The sequence below is a fragment of the Microcoleus sp. MON1_C1 genome, from assembly GCF_036701945.1.
Taxonomy (GTDB): Bacteria; Cyanobacteriota; Cyanobacteriia; order Cyanobacteriales; family Microcoleaceae; genus Microcoleus.
Map to the genome: position 1 here is coordinate 14,530 of NZ_JAUBRO010000009.1, position 17,549 is coordinate 32,078.

The 17,549-nt window shown below is 46.7% G+C and carries 14 protein-coding genes; 7 read left to right on the plus strand and 7 right to left on the minus strand.

Annotation, left to right across the window (positions count from 1 at the left end; translation table 11 throughout):
- Positions 1-436: 436 nt before the first annotated feature.
- From nrdR to QUA62_RS06925, 4 genes are all read right to left on the minus strand, one after another.
- Positions 437-994, minus strand: coding sequence for a transcriptional regulator NrdR (nrdR, locus tag QUA62_RS06910; protein ID WP_333403292.1), 558 nt, complete (start codon positions 992-994; stop codon positions 437-439).
- Between the two features lie 194 nt (positions 995-1,188).
- Positions 1,189-1,284, minus strand: coding sequence for a photosystem II reaction center protein T (locus tag QUA62_RS06915; protein WP_006635641.1), 96 nt, complete (start codon positions 1,282-1,284; stop codon positions 1,189-1,191).
- A gap of 143 nt (positions 1,285-1,427) precedes the next feature.
- Complete coding sequence (psbB, locus tag QUA62_RS06920; RefSeq protein ID WP_333287502.1) at positions 1,428-2,957, minus strand: photosystem II chlorophyll-binding protein CP47; 1,530 nt, start codon at positions 2,955-2,957, stop codon at positions 1,428-1,430.
- A gap of 198 nt (positions 2,958-3,155) precedes the next feature.
- Positions 3,156-3,485, minus strand: coding sequence for a hypothetical protein (locus QUA62_RS06925; RefSeq protein ID WP_333403212.1), 330 nt, complete (start codon positions 3,483-3,485; stop codon positions 3,156-3,158).
- A gap of 154 nt (positions 3,486-3,639) precedes the next feature.
- On the opposite strand from QUA62_RS06925, the gene QUA62_RS06930 reads away from it, so the two are divergent.
- The 3 genes from QUA62_RS06930 (at position 3,640) to mnmG (ending at position 6,340) form a co-directional block, all read left to right on the plus strand.
- Positions 3,640-4,011: a type II toxin-antitoxin system RelE/ParE family toxin gene (locus QUA62_RS06930; RefSeq protein ID WP_190663872.1), complete on the plus strand. Its 372-nt coding sequence runs from the start codon at positions 3,640-3,642 to the stop codon at positions 4,009-4,011.
- Positions 4,001-4,345, plus strand: coding sequence for a transcriptional regulator (locus QUA62_RS06935; protein ID WP_333403213.1), 345 nt, complete (start codon positions 4,001-4,003; stop codon positions 4,343-4,345). Before QUA62_RS06930 ends, QUA62_RS06935 begins: the two co-directional genes overlap by 11 nt.
- 78 nt (positions 4,346-4,423) lie before the next feature.
- Entirely contained in the window at positions 4,424-6,340 is a 1,917-nt protein-coding gene (gene mnmG / locus QUA62_RS06940; protein ID WP_333403214.1) for a tRNA uridine-5-carboxymethylaminomethyl(34) synthesis enzyme MnmG, read from the plus strand.
- A gap of 671 nt (positions 6,341-7,011) precedes the next feature.
- Here the strand turns inward: mnmG and glgP are convergent.
- The 3 genes from glgP to QUA62_RS06955 all read right to left on the minus strand — a co-directional run bounded on the left by glgP (position 7,012) and on the right by QUA62_RS06955 (position 13,297).
- A complete protein-coding gene (gene glgP, locus QUA62_RS06945) occupies positions 7,012-9,570 on the minus strand; it encodes an alpha-glucan family phosphorylase (RefSeq protein ID WP_333287541.1) in 2,559 nt (852 codons plus the stop codon).
- Positions 9,571-9,949: 379 nt separating this feature from the next.
- A complete protein-coding gene (locus QUA62_RS06950) occupies positions 9,950-12,847 on the minus strand; it encodes an EAL domain-containing protein (protein ID WP_333403215.1) in 2,898 nt (965 codons plus the stop codon).
- Positions 12,848-12,949: 102 nt separating this feature from the next.
- A complete protein-coding gene (locus tag QUA62_RS06955; RefSeq protein WP_333403216.1) occupies positions 12,950-13,297 on the minus strand; it encodes a hypothetical protein in 348 nt (115 codons plus the stop codon).
- 342 nt (positions 13,298-13,639) lie between these two features.
- Here QUA62_RS06955 and QUA62_RS06960 point away from each other — a divergent pair, with 342 nt between their 5' ends.
- From QUA62_RS06960 to QUA62_RS06975, 4 genes are all read left to right on the plus strand, one after another.
- Complete coding sequence (locus QUA62_RS06960; RefSeq protein ID WP_190663868.1) at positions 13,640-14,218, plus strand: hypothetical protein; 579 nt, start codon at positions 13,640-13,642, stop codon at positions 14,216-14,218.
- 35 nt (positions 14,219-14,253) lie between these two features.
- Positions 14,254-14,430: a hypothetical protein gene (locus QUA62_RS06965; RefSeq protein WP_190663867.1), complete on the plus strand. Its 177-nt coding sequence runs from the start codon at positions 14,254-14,256 to the stop codon at positions 14,428-14,430.
- 145 nt (positions 14,431-14,575) lie between these two features.
- Positions 14,576-15,616 (plus strand): M28 family peptidase, encoded by a 1,041-nt coding sequence (locus QUA62_RS06970; RefSeq protein WP_333403217.1) that lies wholly within the window; start codon positions 14,576-14,578, stop codon positions 15,614-15,616.
- Positions 15,617-15,738: 122 nt separating this feature from the next.
- Positions 15,739-17,496 carry an ABC-ATPase domain-containing protein gene (locus QUA62_RS06975; RefSeq protein WP_333403218.1) on the plus strand — a complete coding sequence of 586 codons (1,758 nt, stop codon included), beginning with the start codon at positions 15,739-15,741 and terminating at the stop codon, positions 17,494-17,496.
- The last annotated feature ends 53 nt before the right edge of the window (positions 17,497-17,549 follow it).

The following is a 17,549-nucleotide window of genomic DNA, read 5'->3' on the forward strand; positions in this document are numbered from 1 at the left end:
TCCGAGTCAAGTAGACTATTTTGACACTCTCAGGTATAAATAAACTGAGATTCTTCATTCAACGAGCCGACTTGCTGGCGACAGGATGACTCCAGTCTAAGTAGAGGTCGGTTTCTCCAGAAGCGTAAATTTCGGTATGCCCTACCGTATTTAATTAGTCACCGATCTTTAGTTAGGTTTTGTTCAAATCCGAGCTTTCCTAAACTGCAACACCGTTAGGTGTGACTACGCACTCAACTAATCCAGTTAAGTTTTTACGTTGTCTAGTTATACTCTATTTTAGACCGATGACGATCATATCACACCCAGCACTCTTACTGAGAAAAAAGAACACTCGCTCGAATGAGAGTCCCTTGAGTCGCTATTCCTCCGGGCCTTCCTCGCGACACGGTTTTCAATCTCAAGCGAATATTTCTATAAATTAATTTAAGCGAGCTTAGCTGGGACTAGCGCAGGATGCTGGGCTTTCTCGATCGACTGATTCCGAATCCGGCAAATCTGCGTCAAAATTCGGTCTAGTTTCTGCATCTTCAACTTCGTTGAGGGGATTCTGAAGGTGATTTAGGGTATCTACAAAATCTCGGATGCCTCGAAATTGCCGATATACGGAGGCAAAACGGACATAAGCGACTTCGCTGAGCGGCCGCAGGTGCAACAGCACCAGTTCCCCTATTTCTGAGCTGGCGATTTCTCGGAGCGATCGACCTTGGAGTTGGGCCTCGATTTCTTCGGCCAGAGTTTCGAGATGCCCGGAAGACAAACCGGTTTTTTCGCAGGCCCGAATCAATCCCCTGACTAATTTTGACCTGTCAAAAGATTCGCGCTTGCCGTCCCGCTTGATCACCGTAATCGGCACAAATTCTATGCGTTCGTAAGTTGTGAAGCGGTGCTGGCAGCTCAAACACTCGCGCCGCCGACGGATGCTTTGACCTGATTCGGCTGAACGCGATTCTAGAACGCGGCTATTTGTGTGTTGGCAGGAGGTACAGCGCATGATTGCTGATTTTAACAGGCGTTGCCAGCAAATTGCCATTCATCTAACCGCCTGGGGTCTGATGAATGGCTGGACTAGAAAAATCACTTAGCACACAGCGGTGAAATAGTCCCGCATCAAATTAGATTCCTATGATGCGGGCTAACCGCAGTCGGGTTCAAGATATTTTGGACTTGCTGGAGGCGTATAGCTAATTATTTGCCAATCCGGGGAGGTTCCCGAAAGGCGATCGCAAAAAATAGTACGCCTATGGCTAAAGCCAGAATCAAAATGTAAGCAACACTTTCCATGTTAAATTTTCCCTATCTTCCCTTGCCGTATTATTTTATCTTAATTGTTGGTTTTATTATTAACTAAAAAAACCCGGTTTCTTCAAGAAACCGGGTTTTTGTGTAGCGGGGAAGTTTCCCACGTACCCAGAGGCTGGCGAAACCTAGATAGATTCTTCTCTTCTTGTGGTTACGTCGCCCACCTTTTGGAACAGGCCCCACTCGACTTGTTCTTCCAAGTCAGCCTCAACTCCAGCAAACACATCGCGGAAAATAGTCCGAGAACCGTGCCAGATATGGCCGAAGAAGAATAGCAAAGCAAAGCAAACGTGTCCGAAAGTGAACCAACCGCGAGTCGAAGTGCGGAACACCCCGTCTGAGTTCAAGGTTTCACGATCGAATTCAAACACTTCACCTTTTTGAGCATCGCGAGCAAACTTTTTAACATCCTGAGGATTATCAAAGGTTTGACCGTTAAGTTCGCCACCGTAGAAGCTGACGGTAACTCCGCTTTGTTCAAAGCTGTATTTTGATTCAGCACGGCGGAAGGGGATGTCAGCGCGGACGACCCCATCTTTGTCCGTCAAAATTACTGGGAAAGTTTCAAAGAAGTTGGGGAGGCGGCGAACCGACAATACCCGACCTTCGCTATCAGTAAATACTGGATGGCCCAGCCAAGATTTAGCAATACCGTCGCCGTTGACCATCGCGCCGGCGCGGAACAAACCGCCTTTAGCAGGAGAGTTGCCCACGTAGTCGTAGAAAGCCAATTTTTCGGGAATTTGTTCGTAAGCTTCTTGGAAGCTTTGGCCCCCGGCCAAGCTAGCTTGAGCTCTGCGATCGATTTCTTGTCCGAAATAGCCGCTGTCCCACTGATAGCGAGTCGGGCCAAAAAGTTCGATCGGAGTAGCAGCAGAACCGTACCACATCGTACCCGCAACGACAAAGGCTGCGAAGAACACGGCAGCGATACTGCTAGAAAGTACAGTTTCGATATTCCCCATCCGCAGGGCTTTGTAAAGACGTTCTGGCGGCCGCACTGTCAAGTGGAACAAACCGGCAATTACGCCGACTACGCCCGCTGCAATGTGGTGAGCCACGATGCCGCCCGGATTATACGGGTCGAAGCCTTCAGGGCCCCAAGAAGGCGCCACTGGTTGGACGTGACCGGTCAGGCCGTAGGGGTCGGACACCCACATTCCCGGGCCAAAAAGTCCCGAAAGGTGAAATGCGCCGAAGCCGAAGCAGAGCAAGCCGGAGAGGAACAGGTGAATGCCAAACATTTTTGGCAAGTCGAGGGCTGGTTCACCGGTGCGAGGGTCTCTGAAAAGTTCTAAGTCCCAAAATACCCAGTGCCAAACTGCTGCTAAGAACAGCAGGCCCGAGAGGACGATGTGAGCGGCGGCCACGCCTTCAAAGGACCAGAAGCCCGGATCGACGTTACCTTCGCCCGTGATGCTCCAACCGCCCCAAGAACCCGTAACTCCCAAGCGAGTCATGAAGGGCAACACGAACATCCCTTGACGCCACATTGGGTTCAGAACTGGGTCTGTCGGATCAAAAACTGCTAGTTCATAAAGGGCCATTGAGCCGGCCCAACCTGCCACGAGGGCTGTGTGCATTAAGTGTACAGAAATCAATCGGCCTGGGTCATTTAAGACGACTGTGTGTACGCGATACCAGGGTAGTCCCATTGACTGCGGTTCTCCAAGGTGTAAGTGATGATGTCTATTTTTACGGAAAAATCAGATTCTCAATCCCCAGCAGTTACCTGCAGGGTTTAAACTCTGCCTTTTGCCGACTGCCATCTACCTTCAAAGGTGGAGGCATAAAAATGAAAGTTATTTAAAGAAGTGTATCGAGTGTTAGAACCGATTGCAATATGTTGGACATTACATTAGTTGCGGGTTGCCCATTTCGCAGCGGGCGGCGATCGTCCCGAGGCGTTCGAGGACTTGCTCGGCATCGATCAGTCTGGTGAGGGTGACGTTGCCGATATTTTTGGCGGGATCGGCGGGATCGGGACGGACTGCTGGTTGGACTTCTACCATGAGTACGGCGTCTTCTACGCGGTAGAGCCACATTTTTTCGTTGCGATCGACAAGACAGAGGTTTAGCTGTTGGATGTCCGGCGACCGCCTCCAGGCGGCGTGACTCCACTCGCCACCTACGCCCCAGACGCGCCCAACTTTCCAGCCGTCGGATAAGAAGAAGTATTTCACTTGTGTACGCTTGTTGAGATTTTTTTGTCTAACATAGCGCAAAACTGCAATTGTACGGAATTATTGAACCGTGAAGACGCGAAGGGTGCATATAAATATTGTTATTCGATCGACTATTGCCTATAATATGCTATGTAAGGCATAATTGCTCCAAATGACATGGAACATTGAGTTTCACTTTGATTTTTACTCTGAGTTTACCGAATTCCCCACTGATGTCAGATTAGAGCTTTTAGCAAAACTCACACTGTTACAAGAATTTGGCCCAAACCTCAAGCGTCCTCACGTCGATACTCTCAATGGTTCTACCTACACCAATATGAAGGAACTTAGGTTTCAGGCGGCTGGTGGAGTTTGGCGAGTCGCTTTTGCATTTGACCCCCGCCGATCTGCGATTCTGTTGGTAGCTGGCGACAAATCTGGTAGTAGTGAGAAGCGATTTTACAAGCAACTAATTAAGATAGCAGATAGTAGATTTACCGGCCATTTGAATAAGTTAATGGAGCAAGAAACAGATGACAATTAGCCTGAAGACTATTATGGAGAATTTGCCTCCCGAACAACGAGCAATAGTCGAAAAACGATCGGTTGAATTAATGGCTGAAGAAATGACCTTGCAAGACTTACGAAAAGCAAGGAAATTTACTCAGATTCGCATGGCAGAATTATTAAATATGCGTCAAGAAAATGTCTCGCGACTCGAACGCCGTGCGGATTTGTTGGTATCTACTTTGCAAAGTTATATCGCCGCAATGGGTGGCGAGTTGTCATTTGTCGTAGAATTCAAAGATCGACCCCCCGTTAAAATTACTGGATTAACATCGATGTTTGAAGAAAGCAGCTACACTAATGGAGAGTAATAGTTTTAATTGAGGAAACTAAAACCTAATTTTGCCAGATGTCTATTATTCAATCTAAAATCTAAAATCTAAAATCGAATGACCGCACAAACACCCGTAGAATTCCAAGACAGTTTCGACATCATCGTAGTAGGTGGCGGACACTCCGGCTGCGAAGCCGCCCTCGCTACTTCTCGCCTCGGCTGTCGCACCCTTCTCCTCACCCTCAACATCGACAAAATTGCGTGGCAACCTTGCAATCCCGCTGTCGGCGGCCCGGCTAAAACCCAACTTACTAACGAAGTAGATGCGTTAGGCGGGGAAATTGGCAAAATGGCCGATCGCACCTACTTACAAAAGCGCATCCTCAACTCTTCGAGAGGTCCCGCAGTGTGGGCGCTGCGAGCACAAACTGACAAGCGGGAATACGCCGCTGTAATGAATAATATTGTCGAAAATCAAGAGAATTTGACCATCCGCGAAGCGATGGTAACAGACTTAGTTTTGGGCAAAAACGAAGAAGTAATCGGAGTAGAAACATACTTCGGCGTCGCTTTTGAATGTAAAGCAGTCATTCTGACCACAGGCACTTTTTTAGGTGGCACAATTTGGGTAGGTAATAAGTCAATGCCCGCCGGACGCGCCGGAGAATTTGCCGCCGTTGGCTTGACGGAAACTCTCAATCGTTTGGGCTTTGAAACAGGGAGGTTAAAAACAGGAACTCCCGCAAGAGTTGACAAGCGTACTCTGGATTATACCAACCTGGAACCGCAGCCGGGAGATGCAGAGGTTCGCTGGTTTAGTTTCGATCCAGAAGTTTGGATCGAACGGGAACAAATGTCTTGTTATTTAACTCGAACTACGCCAGCTACTCATCAGTTAATTAGAGACAATTTGCATCTTTCTCCAGTCTACGGCGGCTGGGTTGATGCGAAGGGGCCGCGCTATTGTCCGAGTATTGAAGATAAGATTGTGCGGTTTGCGGATAAGGAAAGTCACCAGATTTTTATTGAACCGGAAGGTAGAGATATTCCTGAACTTTATATCCAAGGATTTTCTACGGGTTTACCGGAAAATTTGCAATTGCAAATGCTGCGGACTCTTCCGGGTTTGGAAAAGTGCGAGATGATGCGCCCTGCTTATGCTGTGGAGTACGATTATTTGCCGGCTACTCAGTGCTTTCCAACGCTGATGACTAAGAAGATAGAAGGGCTGTTTTGCGCGGGTCAGGTGAACGGTACAACGGGATATGAGGAGGCGGCTGCACAGGGGATTGTGGCGGGGATTAATGCAGCTCGGTTTGCGAAAAATCAGGAGATGATTGTGTTTCCTCGCGAGCAAAGTTATATCGGCACTTTGATCGATGATTTGTGTACGAAGGATTTGCGGGAACCTTACCGGATGTTGACTTCGCGATCGGAATATCGGCTATTATTGCGATCGGACAATGCTGACCAACGCTTGACGCCGCTGGGACGGGAAATTGGTTTGATTGACGATCGCCGCTGGAAGTTGTTCGATCGCAAACAAGCTAATATTGTGGCAGAGAAGGAACGCTTGTACTCGACGCGGGTGAAAGAGCACGAGGAAGTTGGCAAGGCAATTTTGGCTGATACTCAACAAGTGATTAAAGGTTCAATTACTCTCGCTGATTTGTTGCGTCGTCCTGGTTTTCATTATGTGGATTTGGAACGCTACAATTTAGGCAATTCTAGTCTGAAGTTGGCTGAGAAGGATGGTGCAGAAATTGACATCAAATATTCCGGCTACCTGCAAAGACAGCAAAATCAAATTGATGACATTGCCAAACACGAACGCCGACAATTGCCGGCAGATTTGGATTACATGGCAATTACAACTCTCTCCAAAGAATCGCGGGAAAAGTTGGCTAAGGTGAAACCGCTGACGATTGGCCAAGCTGCCAGAATTGGTGGGGTAAATCCGGCTGATGTTAATGCTTTGTTGATTTTTCTGGAAGTGCGAAACCGTCAGCAGCCAGCGGGTGTAGGTAAATAACCTAAACTAGAGGTGTCTCAAGGCTCCCTTGAATTCTATGAAATAGCAGTATGAAAAGTGTGACTATTGTGGCACCACTATTTTGTTCGGCGGCTTTCATAGTGATGGATATAAATTTTGGGCTTTCCTGATTCACGGTATGAATCAACTTTTATCGGAAGTTACAAAACTCACCCGACTGGGCTTAGAAAAATTCCGAAATCTTGAATTTATACCTGTATTCAGCAACGCGACAAAAAAGGAAAACTGGCAGAATGTCAACTATAATTGATGAAATTCTGCCAGTATGTTGTAGATATCGATCGCTCCTCGAACCAACTCTGAATTTCGCAAACATCCTCCATAAGAATCAGCGTTCATCGGTGGTTCAAATCTCCCCGAAATCCAGACCAGTGTTGCCACCCTCAAAGCCTTAGAAGACCAGCTAGATGCCTTGCTGTACGCTTATATACGGGTTCACTGGTGGTACTAGGAAATAGAGCGGAATGTGGTATTGGGCGATCGTTGCACAATCGGCTACATAGTCATTCCCGAACTTCGATAAAAAGAGCAGGAGAGTGGGAGAGTGGGAGAGGGGGAGAATAGGTAAAATCTTCCTGATTCCTGATTCCCTCTTCCTTGCATCCGTTACATCCGTTACATCCGTTACAGAATCCGTTGCCGAACTTCCTTTAATGTGCCCAGAGAATCACGCCAGCTTCATAAGGACTGCTGAGATTATCGTGCTTCGGCAAAACCCGCAACGACAAACCTTGCAAACCACTAGAAGTATAAGTAATGTCAGCCGTATAAAGGCTAGCATTGTTAGCATCTTCTCCCAAATACTCCATCACCACCGGCACGCCGCCGACAATATCTCCGTTAGCATCAACCGAACCTTGATAAAGTTCAACTTGCACGTCTGCAGGCGTCAATCCCATCAGATTAATCCGAGATTTAACAGAGATCGACTGATTGACCTTAACTTCCTTATCCTGGGAAATATCAACAGCCTCAATCTTAATATCCTTCCACTTCGCGAGAACCTGCTTCTTCCAGTGAGACAACTCCTTGGCGGGAGCACAATTATCCGAAGTCATCGTGAAGAATCGATCGCTCACCGGGAAATAAGCCCGCCGCGCGTAATCCTTCACCATCCGAGCAGTATTGAAGAAAGGACAATTCAAGCGAATCGAATCCTTCATTTTCGCCGTCCAACCGCGGGGAATTCCATCAGCATCCCGGTTGTAAAATAGGGGTACAACTTCCTTTTCCATCAAGTCGTACAAAGCATTCGCCTCGACCTCATCCTGATACTTAGTATCTTCGTAAAACTCCCCATGTCCGATCGGCCAACCGGTACGAACATAATCAGCCTCATCCCACCATCCGTCGAGGATGCTGAGATTCGGTAAACCATTCATCGAAGCTTTCATCCCCGAAGTCCCGGAAGCTTCCCGGGGGCGGCGCGGCGTATTCAGCCACACATCGCAGCCAGAAACCATCATCCGAGCAACGTTAATGTCGTAGTTCGGTAAAAACACCATCGAGCTCATCGTCTCGTGCTCGCGGATGAAGTGAACGATATCCCGAATCAATTCCTTACCCGGAATATCCATCGGGTGAGCCTTCCCAGCAATCACAAACTGCACCGGGCGATTTTGATCGCGCATGATCCGCATGATTCGATCGACATCGCGCAAAAACAGCGTCGCCCGCTTGTAAGTAGCAAAGCGGCGGGCAAACCCGATCGTCAGCACCTTGGGATTGAGGGCCTCCCGCGCGTGTTCGATTTCCGTTTGGGCCGCACCGCGCTCGCGCAAAGTCTTTTGCAGCCACTCCCGGGCGAACACCACCAACTCCGAGCGACAGCGTTCGTGATTGCGCCATAGTTCCTCATCAGGAATCGACGACATCCTGTCCCAGAGACGATCGTCCTTGCGAGTCATTTCCCAATCCGGGCCGAGGTAGCGATCGTACAACTCCTGAGTTGACTTCGCCACACAACTGCGAGCGTGCACCCCGTTGGTAATCGAAGTAATCGGCACTTCTTCCTGCGGCAAACCCGGCCACAAACCCTGAAACATCGGGCGCGACACCACACCGTGCAAAGCCGCCACCCCGTTGACAAAACTCGACATTTTAATTGCCAAAATTGCCATATTTAGAGGTGCGGACAAATCGCCAGTATTCTCGCGGCCCAATCCCAAAAACTCATTTTGCGACAAGCCAAATATCTTGGCATAATGACTCAGATAGTGCATCACCATATCCGGCTCGAACAAGTCAAACCCAGCAGGCACCGGCGTGTGAGTCGTAAACATACTGCTCGAAACCACCACCTGTTCCGCTTCCACAAAACTCAGGTGATATTCCTCCATCAGCATCCGTATCCGTTCCAAAGCCATGAAAGCCGCGTGGCCTTCATTCATGTGATAAGCCGTAACTGTCAGCCCCAGGGCCTTGAGCATTTTTACGCCGCCGATGCCCAGCATGATTTCTTGGTGCATCCGCAGAGTTTTATCGCCGCCGTAGAGTTGGTCGGTAATATCTTGGTCGTAGGGGCTGTTAGGTGCAATATTTGTATCCATCAGGTACAAAGGAACCGTACCCACTTGTACCCGCCAAATCCGCGCGTAAACCTTGCGGCCGGGATAGTCTACCTCAATCCGCAATTCCGAACCGTCGGGATTGCGTTCTGGGTGGAGCGGCATATTGTAGAAATCATTGAGCGGATAGCGTTCTTGCTGCCAGCCGTCGGCGTTGAGATACTGCGAAAAATAACCTTCTTGGTAGAGCAGGCCGACACCGACTAAGGGCAAGCCCAAATCGCTAGCTGATTTGAGGTGGTCGCCTGCGAGCACGCCCAAACCGCCCGAATAGATTGGTAGGGCTTTAACCAAGCCGAATTCCATCGAAAAGTAAGCGTAGCATTCTTGCTGCTCGGTGCCGCGCTGTTTGCGGTACCAGGCGCGATTTTTGAGATAATCGTCTAACTGCTGGGCTGCTCGGTTCATTTGGGCAATGAAGCCTTCGTCTTCTGCCATTTCTTGCAGTCGCTCTTGAGATATGGTTCCGAGCATCAGCACCGGGTTTTGGTTGCTGGAGTCCCACAGGTCTCGATCGAGGCGGCGGAAAAGGTCTTTAGTATCGACGTTCCAATCCCAGTGCAAGTTATAGGCAAGCTTGCGTAGGGGTTCGAGAATTGTCGGTAGCGAGGGGGAAACGTTAAATGTGCGAATCGGCTGCATAGACAAAGCCTTTATGTTGGAGTAGCGATATTTTCCTCTGTCTTTAGCCGCAAGTGGGTTATTCTGCACACTATTTTAAGTTTTAACAAGCGGGGGCGATCGCGATGACCATCATTAAGCACGCGAAGCCGTGCCGTGTCCCTAACCTAGCTAAGCTTTTAACTGCCGTGGCGGGATTTAGGACTTGATGCCCCTGAGCTGAAAATTTCTCAAGTTAAAGCGCTGTATCACCCTTGGGGCAAGAATCTTAACGAATTGCCCGACAACTTAGACCCGCCGCAGCGCTTTAGCAGTGATGATGTTGGGGGTGTAGCGGAGGAAAATAAGTCGCGAGACTAAGATTCGGGGTCAAGAACCATAACTAATAACTAATGACTAATTAAGCAATTTTCACTTTACTCAACTGAGAATTTACCAACAGTTTGCTAGCATCGCCAGCCGAGAGGGCAGGGCTGAAATAATAACCCTGAATTTCTTGACAGTGGAGTTCGCGCAAACACTCCAACTGCTCTTTAGTTTCTACTCCTTCGGCTACTACGCTCAAGTTCAAATCTCGCCCCAGCGTCGCTACAGCCTTGGCGATCGCCCGTTCGCACGGATCGGTCGTCAGTCCGCTGACAAAGGATTTATCTATTTTTAAGATATTCAAGGGAAACTTTTTGAGATAATTTAGAGAACAATAACCCGTGCCGAAATCGTCCAGCACAATCTGCACTCCCATGTTCTGCAGCTCCCTGAGAACTTTTGTGGTATAATCCACATCTTGCATTGCTGTAGTCTCGGTAATTTCTAACTCTAAATACTTGGGTGCTAAACCGCTTTTTTCCAAGCATTTCGCTACCATTTCTAATAAATTAAATTGCTGGAACTGCCGAGCCGAAACGTTGACTGCTACCCGCAAATCTGGCTGCAAAGCATCCTGCCAAGCTTTATTTTGAGTGCAGGCTGTTTGCAGCACCCATTCCCCAATAGCTACAATGAGCCCGTTCTCTTCGGCGATCGGAATAAATGTAGCGGGAGTAACTAAACCTAATTGTGGATGTTGCCAGCGCAGCAGGGCTTCCATGCCCTGAATTTTCCAAGTAGTAATGTTGACTTTTGGCTGGTAGAAAACCTCAAATTCTCCCTGTTCTAAAGCCTCGTGCAGTCTGTGTTCTATAGTTAGTAACTGGCTGTCTTGGGGATTAATCGTTGAAGTATATAACTGATAGTTATTTCTTCCCATTTCTTTAGCGCGGTACAAGGCGGCATCGGCATTTTTGACTAAAGTTTCGGCATCTTCACCGTCATCGGGATAAAGGGCAATGCCGATGCTGCTGCTGACGTGAAACGGTTGTCCTTCTAGTTTAAATGGTGGCTTTAAATTGTTGAATATTCTTTGAGCTGTTTTAACTGCATCTTCTAAGCAATTGATGTCGGGAAGCAGTATGGTAAATTCGTCGCCTCCCCAGCGGGCTACCGTATCAGTCGATCGCAAACTGTCGCTGATGCGTCCGGCAAAACCTTCTAACAGGCGATCGCCCGCAGCGTGACCTAGTGTATCATTAATCTTTTTGAACCTGTCCAAGTCTAAAAACATCACAGCTAGCATTTTTTTTGTTTTTTTAGCTTCTCTTAATGACGCCAGCAGCCGCTCGTTAAAAAGTATCCGGTTCGGTAAACCTGTGAGTTGGTCATAAACAGCTTGATAGCGAATAATTTCTTCAGCTTGCTTGCGCTGAGTGATGTCCATCATAGTGCCGATAGCCCTTACTGCTTTGCCACTTTCATTACGGATGATATAGCCGCGATCGAGCACAAAAATGTATCCCCCATCTGCACGGTGAAAGCTGTATTCTTCCGACCAACATTGAGCGTTTGAATTCATTGCTTCGTTGAAGCTTAACATCACTCTTTCCCGTTCTTCGGGATGAATATTTAGCCACCAAGATTCTAATTCTATCGTCTGAGTCTCATTGAGTTTGTAGCCAAAAACTTTTTCAAATTCTTCGCTTAACCAATACTCATTTTTTAATAAATCAAAATCCCATACGGCATCATTTGTCGCCCGCGTCAGCAGGTGAAAGCGTTCTTCGCTTTTGCGTAGTTTTTCTTCGGATTGCACCCGTTCCGTTACATCCCGAAAACTGAATACTCGACCAGTAATTTTGCCTCCGGTGCGCTGGGGCAACGAGTAGCGCTCAAAGATCCTGCCATCTGTCAACTCGATGAGATCGTAACTTTCTTCTGTGGGGCGATCGGACAATTCTTTAGCGCGGTTGAGAAATATTTCCGGGTATTTTAACTGGTTGATTCCAAACCCCCAAATTAGATTGTTATCTCTCGAATCCAGCAGGAAAGCCGGCAACTGCCACATTTCGGCAAACTTGCGGTTAAAGGTAAGAACTTTTCCTGTACTGTCAACCGCCAGAATACCGTCAGCAGTAGATTCAATGGTTGCTTGAAGCAACGAAAGAGATGTTTCTAGTTCTAACTCTGCTAATTTGCGATCGCTGATGTCAAAAGCTGTGATTAATATTGACGCTTTTCTCTCAAATTTAATAATATCTACAGTTGCTTCAATCCAGCGCATTTCTCCGGTTTTCGTGAGAATTATTACTTCATATTTTGAGCCGGCACTTGAGCGCGCGTGGCTGGATTTACCCCATTCTTTAACTATTTCTAGAAAATCTCGATGGATTAAGTCGTATAAATCCAATGCTAGCAATTCTTCGCGAGTATATCCTGTCAGAGCTTCTGTCTGAGCATTGACATAGCGAAACTGTCGGCGGTGATAGATAAATGCCACAGCATTCACAGTTTCTATCAGTTGCCGAAACTTTTTTTCACTGCGCCGCAAATTTATTTCAGCCCGCTTGCTATCAGTAATATCTTGTGCTATGTATAACTTGCCGCTGACCTTGCCTTGACCGTCGCGAATAATTGAAATAGAAAGCAGTACAATTATTTTTTTTCGCTGTTTAGAAAGGTAGACTTTTTCGACGTTGCGGACAGAACCTTCGGCTGCTAAACTGGCTAAGTCTAACTCGGGTGGTGGTAATTCAGTTTTCTTAAAAAGTTCGTCTATTGGTTTCCCTAACAACTCTTTTTTAGAGTATCCCAAAAGTTGACAGGTAGCTTGGTTTAACGACAGGATATGACCGCCCGGGGTAGTCGCAATTATTGAGACGTTCATTTCCTCGCAAATATCCAGGGCATATTCGGCAGTTTGCTGCAAATCTTGGGTCATTTGGGCAATAGTATCCCAGATATCCTGTTCTTTTTTTGGATACAACACTTTTTCTCCTTCTGGTAACTTGTTCTTCCCTGTTTCAGACTTGGCTTTGATGAACCAGAACCCCTGGGATAAAATATTTACTGTGTTCGTTTTGATCAATAATTAGATTACTACAGAAATAAAAGCCAGATAAGAACCGATTATTTTTAACCTAAAAGCCCCCTCTTTCTCCGGGATTTCCTCAGATTGTATAAAATTGTCACTCGGTAAATTTACTGACTCTATGTGGGATAATTTATCCAACAATAAGTCGGCGCTTGCAGAGGCAGGAGGGCGAGATGTCGATCGCCAATAGCTAAATTTCTCAGGCGCCACCAAAATTGCTCCTAAAGCGCGATTGCCGTTTCCATCCCCTACACTTGCCAACAATATTTTTGCATTAATGCAACATTCCCCACCAAAAATAGCAGCAGTTAAAGATCCCAAAATTAATCCATAGATAATTTTCATTTCCCCCTGATCCTAATTTTAAAAAGATGCTTTTGCCATCAAAAATATAAAAAAATTGCACAGAACTTGAGGTGTCATAGCAAAACGGAGCCAACCTTAATTTATGTGGATTTGTAAATAAAATTCTCCTAAGCTAATAATTTAGCTTTATAACTAATTATAATTTTAATCTTAATTTAAAATGTGTCATCAGCCATTGTGCCACAAATTATCCGTCATTCTGCCTAGACACCGGGTGAGAGCGCGCTAAAATTAGATAATTCCCGCAAAGAGGCGACCGGGATTTGTTAGAAAAATAAACAATTAGCTTAAAATCGATGCAGAGGTCCACTAATTGAACCCATGAGTCAGACCATCCCAGAACTCCAAAAAGAAGTCCGCGCGCTGCAAGCAGAAATTACCGCCCTGCAAGAGTCGCGGGAAAAACTTGGCGTACAGCGCTCTGAGTGCCGAGTGGCAGTCAGTTTTCCCAAAAATAATACTCCTGAAGCCATTGCTGAGTTCCACCAGCAAACTGCTGCTTTTGGGGAGCAGTGGTTGCAGCAAGTCCAGGAAATTGACCGAGAGACTAAAAATATTGAAAAGCAACTGGAACAAAAACAGGCTTTACTCAATTACAAACAAGGTGAACTAGAAAAATTGGTTGCCGGACAGCACTGGCAAGAAGTAGAAAACAACGTTCAAACCGGGGAAAAACGCTTGCAAGCACAAGCTCGCAGAATCAATCAAGCAGCAGCGCAGCTAGAGACAGAAATCCAAGCTTTGAAAGCACTGTACGACCAACTCAACCCGAGTTATTCCGAGTGGTTTCAACAACCAACTCAAATAGTTGAATTTTCGGCAAAAACTATTCCTTATGCTTTTCCCAGCAGCAGTGGCTTGATTTTGGAGAATAAGGAGATTGAGTGGGAAAAAAAGTAGTTTTGAGTTGTGAAGGTTAAAGGTAAATTATTAAGGTGAATGTCGCCGTCGAATACTCGAATAAGCAAGAAACCTTTGACGGCGACATTCAAATAATTTTACCTGGTTTATTAGTAGGTAAAAAAAAGCACAAAACTGCCTCATCCACAGCTAATATTAAGAGTTTTGAGTTTCATTTTTGGAAACAGGTTTATTTTGAACTCGGGTATTAAGATAAATCTAAAATCTAACACTCCTAGACAGATAAACCGGCTTGTACGAAAAGACTTCGTTGCAGTCCTCTCTCCTGCTCAAAAAAACGGTTGATGAGAGCGAGGAGTGCGTAAGCCCTGTCTAAAATCTCAAATAGACTTACTGATGAAAAAATTGATTTGGATAGCGCTATTTATTCTAGTTGCGGTGGCGGCTGTGGGTTGGCGTTCTGACTCGTGGCAGCGGTTGTCGGGTGTACCCGAATTAGGGATCGATCGCAATATCCACACTTCCCAAAACCCGTCTCCCTTACCGCTTCCTGCTGAAAAAAATACTTTTTTTCAGCCCAAAATTGACCCGTCGCGCTTGTGGAAACACGTCGATAGTTTAGCAGGAGAACGGGATGGAGAACAATCTCGCTCTTTTACGAGAGACTACATTTCCCAGCAATTGCAAACATTAGGATTTTCCGCAGAGTTGCAGCCGTTCGATCGCGGAATCAACGTCTTTGCTGAGAGAAAAGGCACTGACTCAAACGCAGGTGCAATTTTAGTGGCAGCACACTACGATACTGTACCAAACTCCCCAGGCGCTGACGACAATGCGACGGGAGTTGCAGTAGTTTTAGAAGTAGCAAGATTGCTGGGTTCTCGCCCCACGCCTCGGACATTGCAAGTAGCATTTTTCGACAGGGAAGAACTCGGACTTTTAGGCAGTTTAGCGTTTACAGGTAGCGACGCGCGGTTAAAAAATTTGCAGGGAGCGATCGTCCTAGATATGGTAGGTTATGCCTGCCGCACGCCCGGATGCCAGCAATATCCCGAAGGATTGACAGCGCAACCTTTTCTAGAAGCATCGGGGGTAACTTCTCCCGACAAAGGCGAGTTTATCGCTGTGATTGGGGATGCGGAACATCCGCTGCTATTGAAAAGTTTTGCGGAGTCTGGAAAAGCCGATTTGCCGCCGGTGGTGGCGCTGCCGGTTCCCCTGAAAGGGTTGCTGACTCCCGATGTTTTGCGGAGCGACCACGCGCCTTTTTGGTATAAAGGAATTGGTGCTGTGTTGGTGACGGATACTGCAAATTTGCGCTCGCCCCACTATCACCAATCTAGCGATACATTAGCAACTATCGATCAACCTTTTTTCGCTGGTTCTGCTCAAATTGTTGTTAATGCCGTGGCTAAATTATTGGAATTAGGTAATTAGTAATTGGGAATTGAGCATGGGGAATTGGGAATTGGGGATGGGGCATCGGGCATGGGGCATTGGGCATGATGACTGTTATTGATAGTGCCAACTGCCAACTGCCAACTAATAACTAATGACTAATGACTAACAAAGAAAGCCTGCAACGGCATTTACTGCAACTAGACAATCGAGGCTACAAAGCCTACAAAGACATTCAAGGTAATTACGACTTTTATGAATTCACATTAATTATTGATTACGTGCAGGGAGATCCGTTTGCTTCTCCCAGTAAATTTAGAGTCATAGTTCCGCCAAACATTGCTCAAATTCCCCGCGAAGTTTTCAATTCTCGCAGTCGAGAAATAGCCTTGCGAGATTACCTAACTCGCCAGTTTGACCGAGCAGCACACAGCATCAGCAGCAAACGGGGTACTGGCAAAAGCGGTATGATTGCAGTGACTCGCTTCGGACAAGAAGTTTTAGAGCGAACTTCCGCATTTATCATTTCCTCAAATACATCCGATATCGAAGATTTAGGAGGAGTTGAACTGCGATTTGCCGTCGGACTTCCAGCGAGCGGGCGCAGTATTTTAGGGCGACAAGCTGCTGAAATGCTGTGCGAAGATATCCCGGAAATTGTCAGCAAATCTCTCAAATATTCTCACTTAAATGCTGCGGAATGTCGCCGTCACGTTGAAACGGTAGAAGATGCTGACTGGCTGCGGCAGCAGTTAGCTGAAAAAGGATTAGTTGCGTTTGTTGCTGAGGGTTCTATATTACCCCGCCGCAGCGGTGTTGACAACAGTCCTTTGTTAAATAATGCTGTGGCTTTTCAGTCGCCGCCGTCGTTAAAAGTTGAGTTTAATTGTCCGAATCGCGGTTTGATTTCGGGTATGGGTATTCCCGCTGGCATTACTTTGATTGTTGGCGGTGGCTATCACGGAAAATCAACTTTACTCAGGGCGATCGAGTTGGGAGTTTACAACCGAATTCCGGGAGATGGTCGGGAATTTGTGGTGACTAATCCGGCGGCGGTGAAAATTAGAGCGGAAGATGGCAGAAGTGTGGCAGGAGTTGATATTTCGCCTTTTATTAACCACTTGCCACAAGGTAGAGATACTGCACAATTTTATACTGAAAATGCGAGCGGTAGCACGTCGCAAGCTGCTAATATTATTGAGGCTTTGGAATTAGTGGCTTCTTCAAAAGAGGATTTAGTGCCTGTTTTATTAGTTGATGAGGATACGGCGGCGACGAATTTTATGATTCGCGATCGCCGAATGCAGGAACTCATCGCTAAGGATAAGGAACCGATTACGCCGTTTATTGATAAAGTGAGAGAATTGTATGCAGATTATGGCGTATCGACTATTTTAGTCATGGGCGGAAGTGGCGATTATTTTGATGTGGCGGATACTGTGATTGCAATGGAAAATTTTCAAGCATATAATGTGACGGCAAAAGCTAAAGAGATTGCTAAAAATTACTCGATTAGCCGCGCTGCTGAAGGGGGAGAAAATTTTGGTGAGATTACTTCAAGAGTGCCGCTTCCTGCTAGTTTAGATCCGAGTCGGGGACGGCGAGATGTGCGGGTGAAGGTGCGGGATGTTGATGAATTGGCTTTCGGAACTGAGGATATTGATTTGGGTGCTGTTGAACAAATTGTGGACAGCGGACAGTTAAGGGCGATCGCTGCGGCAATGGTTTATGCTAAGCAGCAATACATGGACGGAAAACGCACTTTGTCGGAAATCATAGATTTGGTGATGGCCGATATTGACGCGCAGGGGATGGATATTTTATCGCCTTTTCCTGAAGGGGATTTTGCCATGTTTCGACGGTTTGAATTGGCGGCGGCAATTAATCGGCTTCGTAGTTTGTCGGTTGTTGCTAAGTAGACTTGCTTAATATAAGTGGATTGTTGCCTTACTTTTGATATGCTGACAAAAGT

Excerpts from the sequence above, each read along its gene's own strand:
- QUA62_RS06970 (WP_333403217.1), top strand. The coding sequence starts at position 14,576 with ATGAAAAAATTGATTTGGATAGCGCTATTTATTCTAGTTGCGGTGGCG.
- QUA62_RS06955 (WP_333403216.1), bottom strand. The coding sequence starts at position 13,297 with ATGAAAATTATCTATGGATTAATTTTGGGATCTTTAACTGCTGCTATT.
- QUA62_RS06930 (WP_190663872.1), top strand. The coding sequence starts at position 3,640 with ATGACATGGAACATTGAGTTTCACTTTGATTTTTACTCTGAGTTTACC.
- QUA62_RS06960 (WP_190663868.1), top strand. The coding sequence starts at position 13,640 with ATGAGTCAGACCATCCCAGAACTCCAAAAAGAAGTCCGCGCGCTGCAA.
- psbB (WP_333287502.1), bottom strand. The coding sequence starts at position 2,957 with ATGGGACTACCCTGGTATCGCGTACACACAGTCGTCTTAAATGACCCA.
- glgP (WP_333287541.1), bottom strand. The coding sequence starts at position 9,570 with ATGCAGCCGATTCGCACATTTAACGTTTCCCCCTCGCTACCGACAATT.
- QUA62_RS06975 (WP_333403218.1), top strand. The coding sequence starts at position 15,739 with ATGACTAACAAAGAAAGCCTGCAACGGCATTTACTGCAACTAGACAAT.
- nrdR (WP_333403292.1), bottom strand. The coding sequence starts at position 994 with ATGCGCTGTACCTCCTGCCAACACACAAATAGCCGCGTTCTAGAATCG.
- QUA62_RS06935 (WP_333403213.1), top strand. The coding sequence starts at position 4,001 with ATGACAATTAGCCTGAAGACTATTATGGAGAATTTGCCTCCCGAACAA.
- QUA62_RS06915 (WP_006635641.1), bottom strand. The coding sequence starts at position 1,284 with ATGGAAAGTGTTGCTTACATTTTGATTCTGGCTTTAGCCATAGGCGTA.
- mnmG (WP_333403214.1), top strand. The coding sequence starts at position 4,424 with ATGACCGCACAAACACCCGTAGAATTCCAAGACAGTTTCGACATCATC.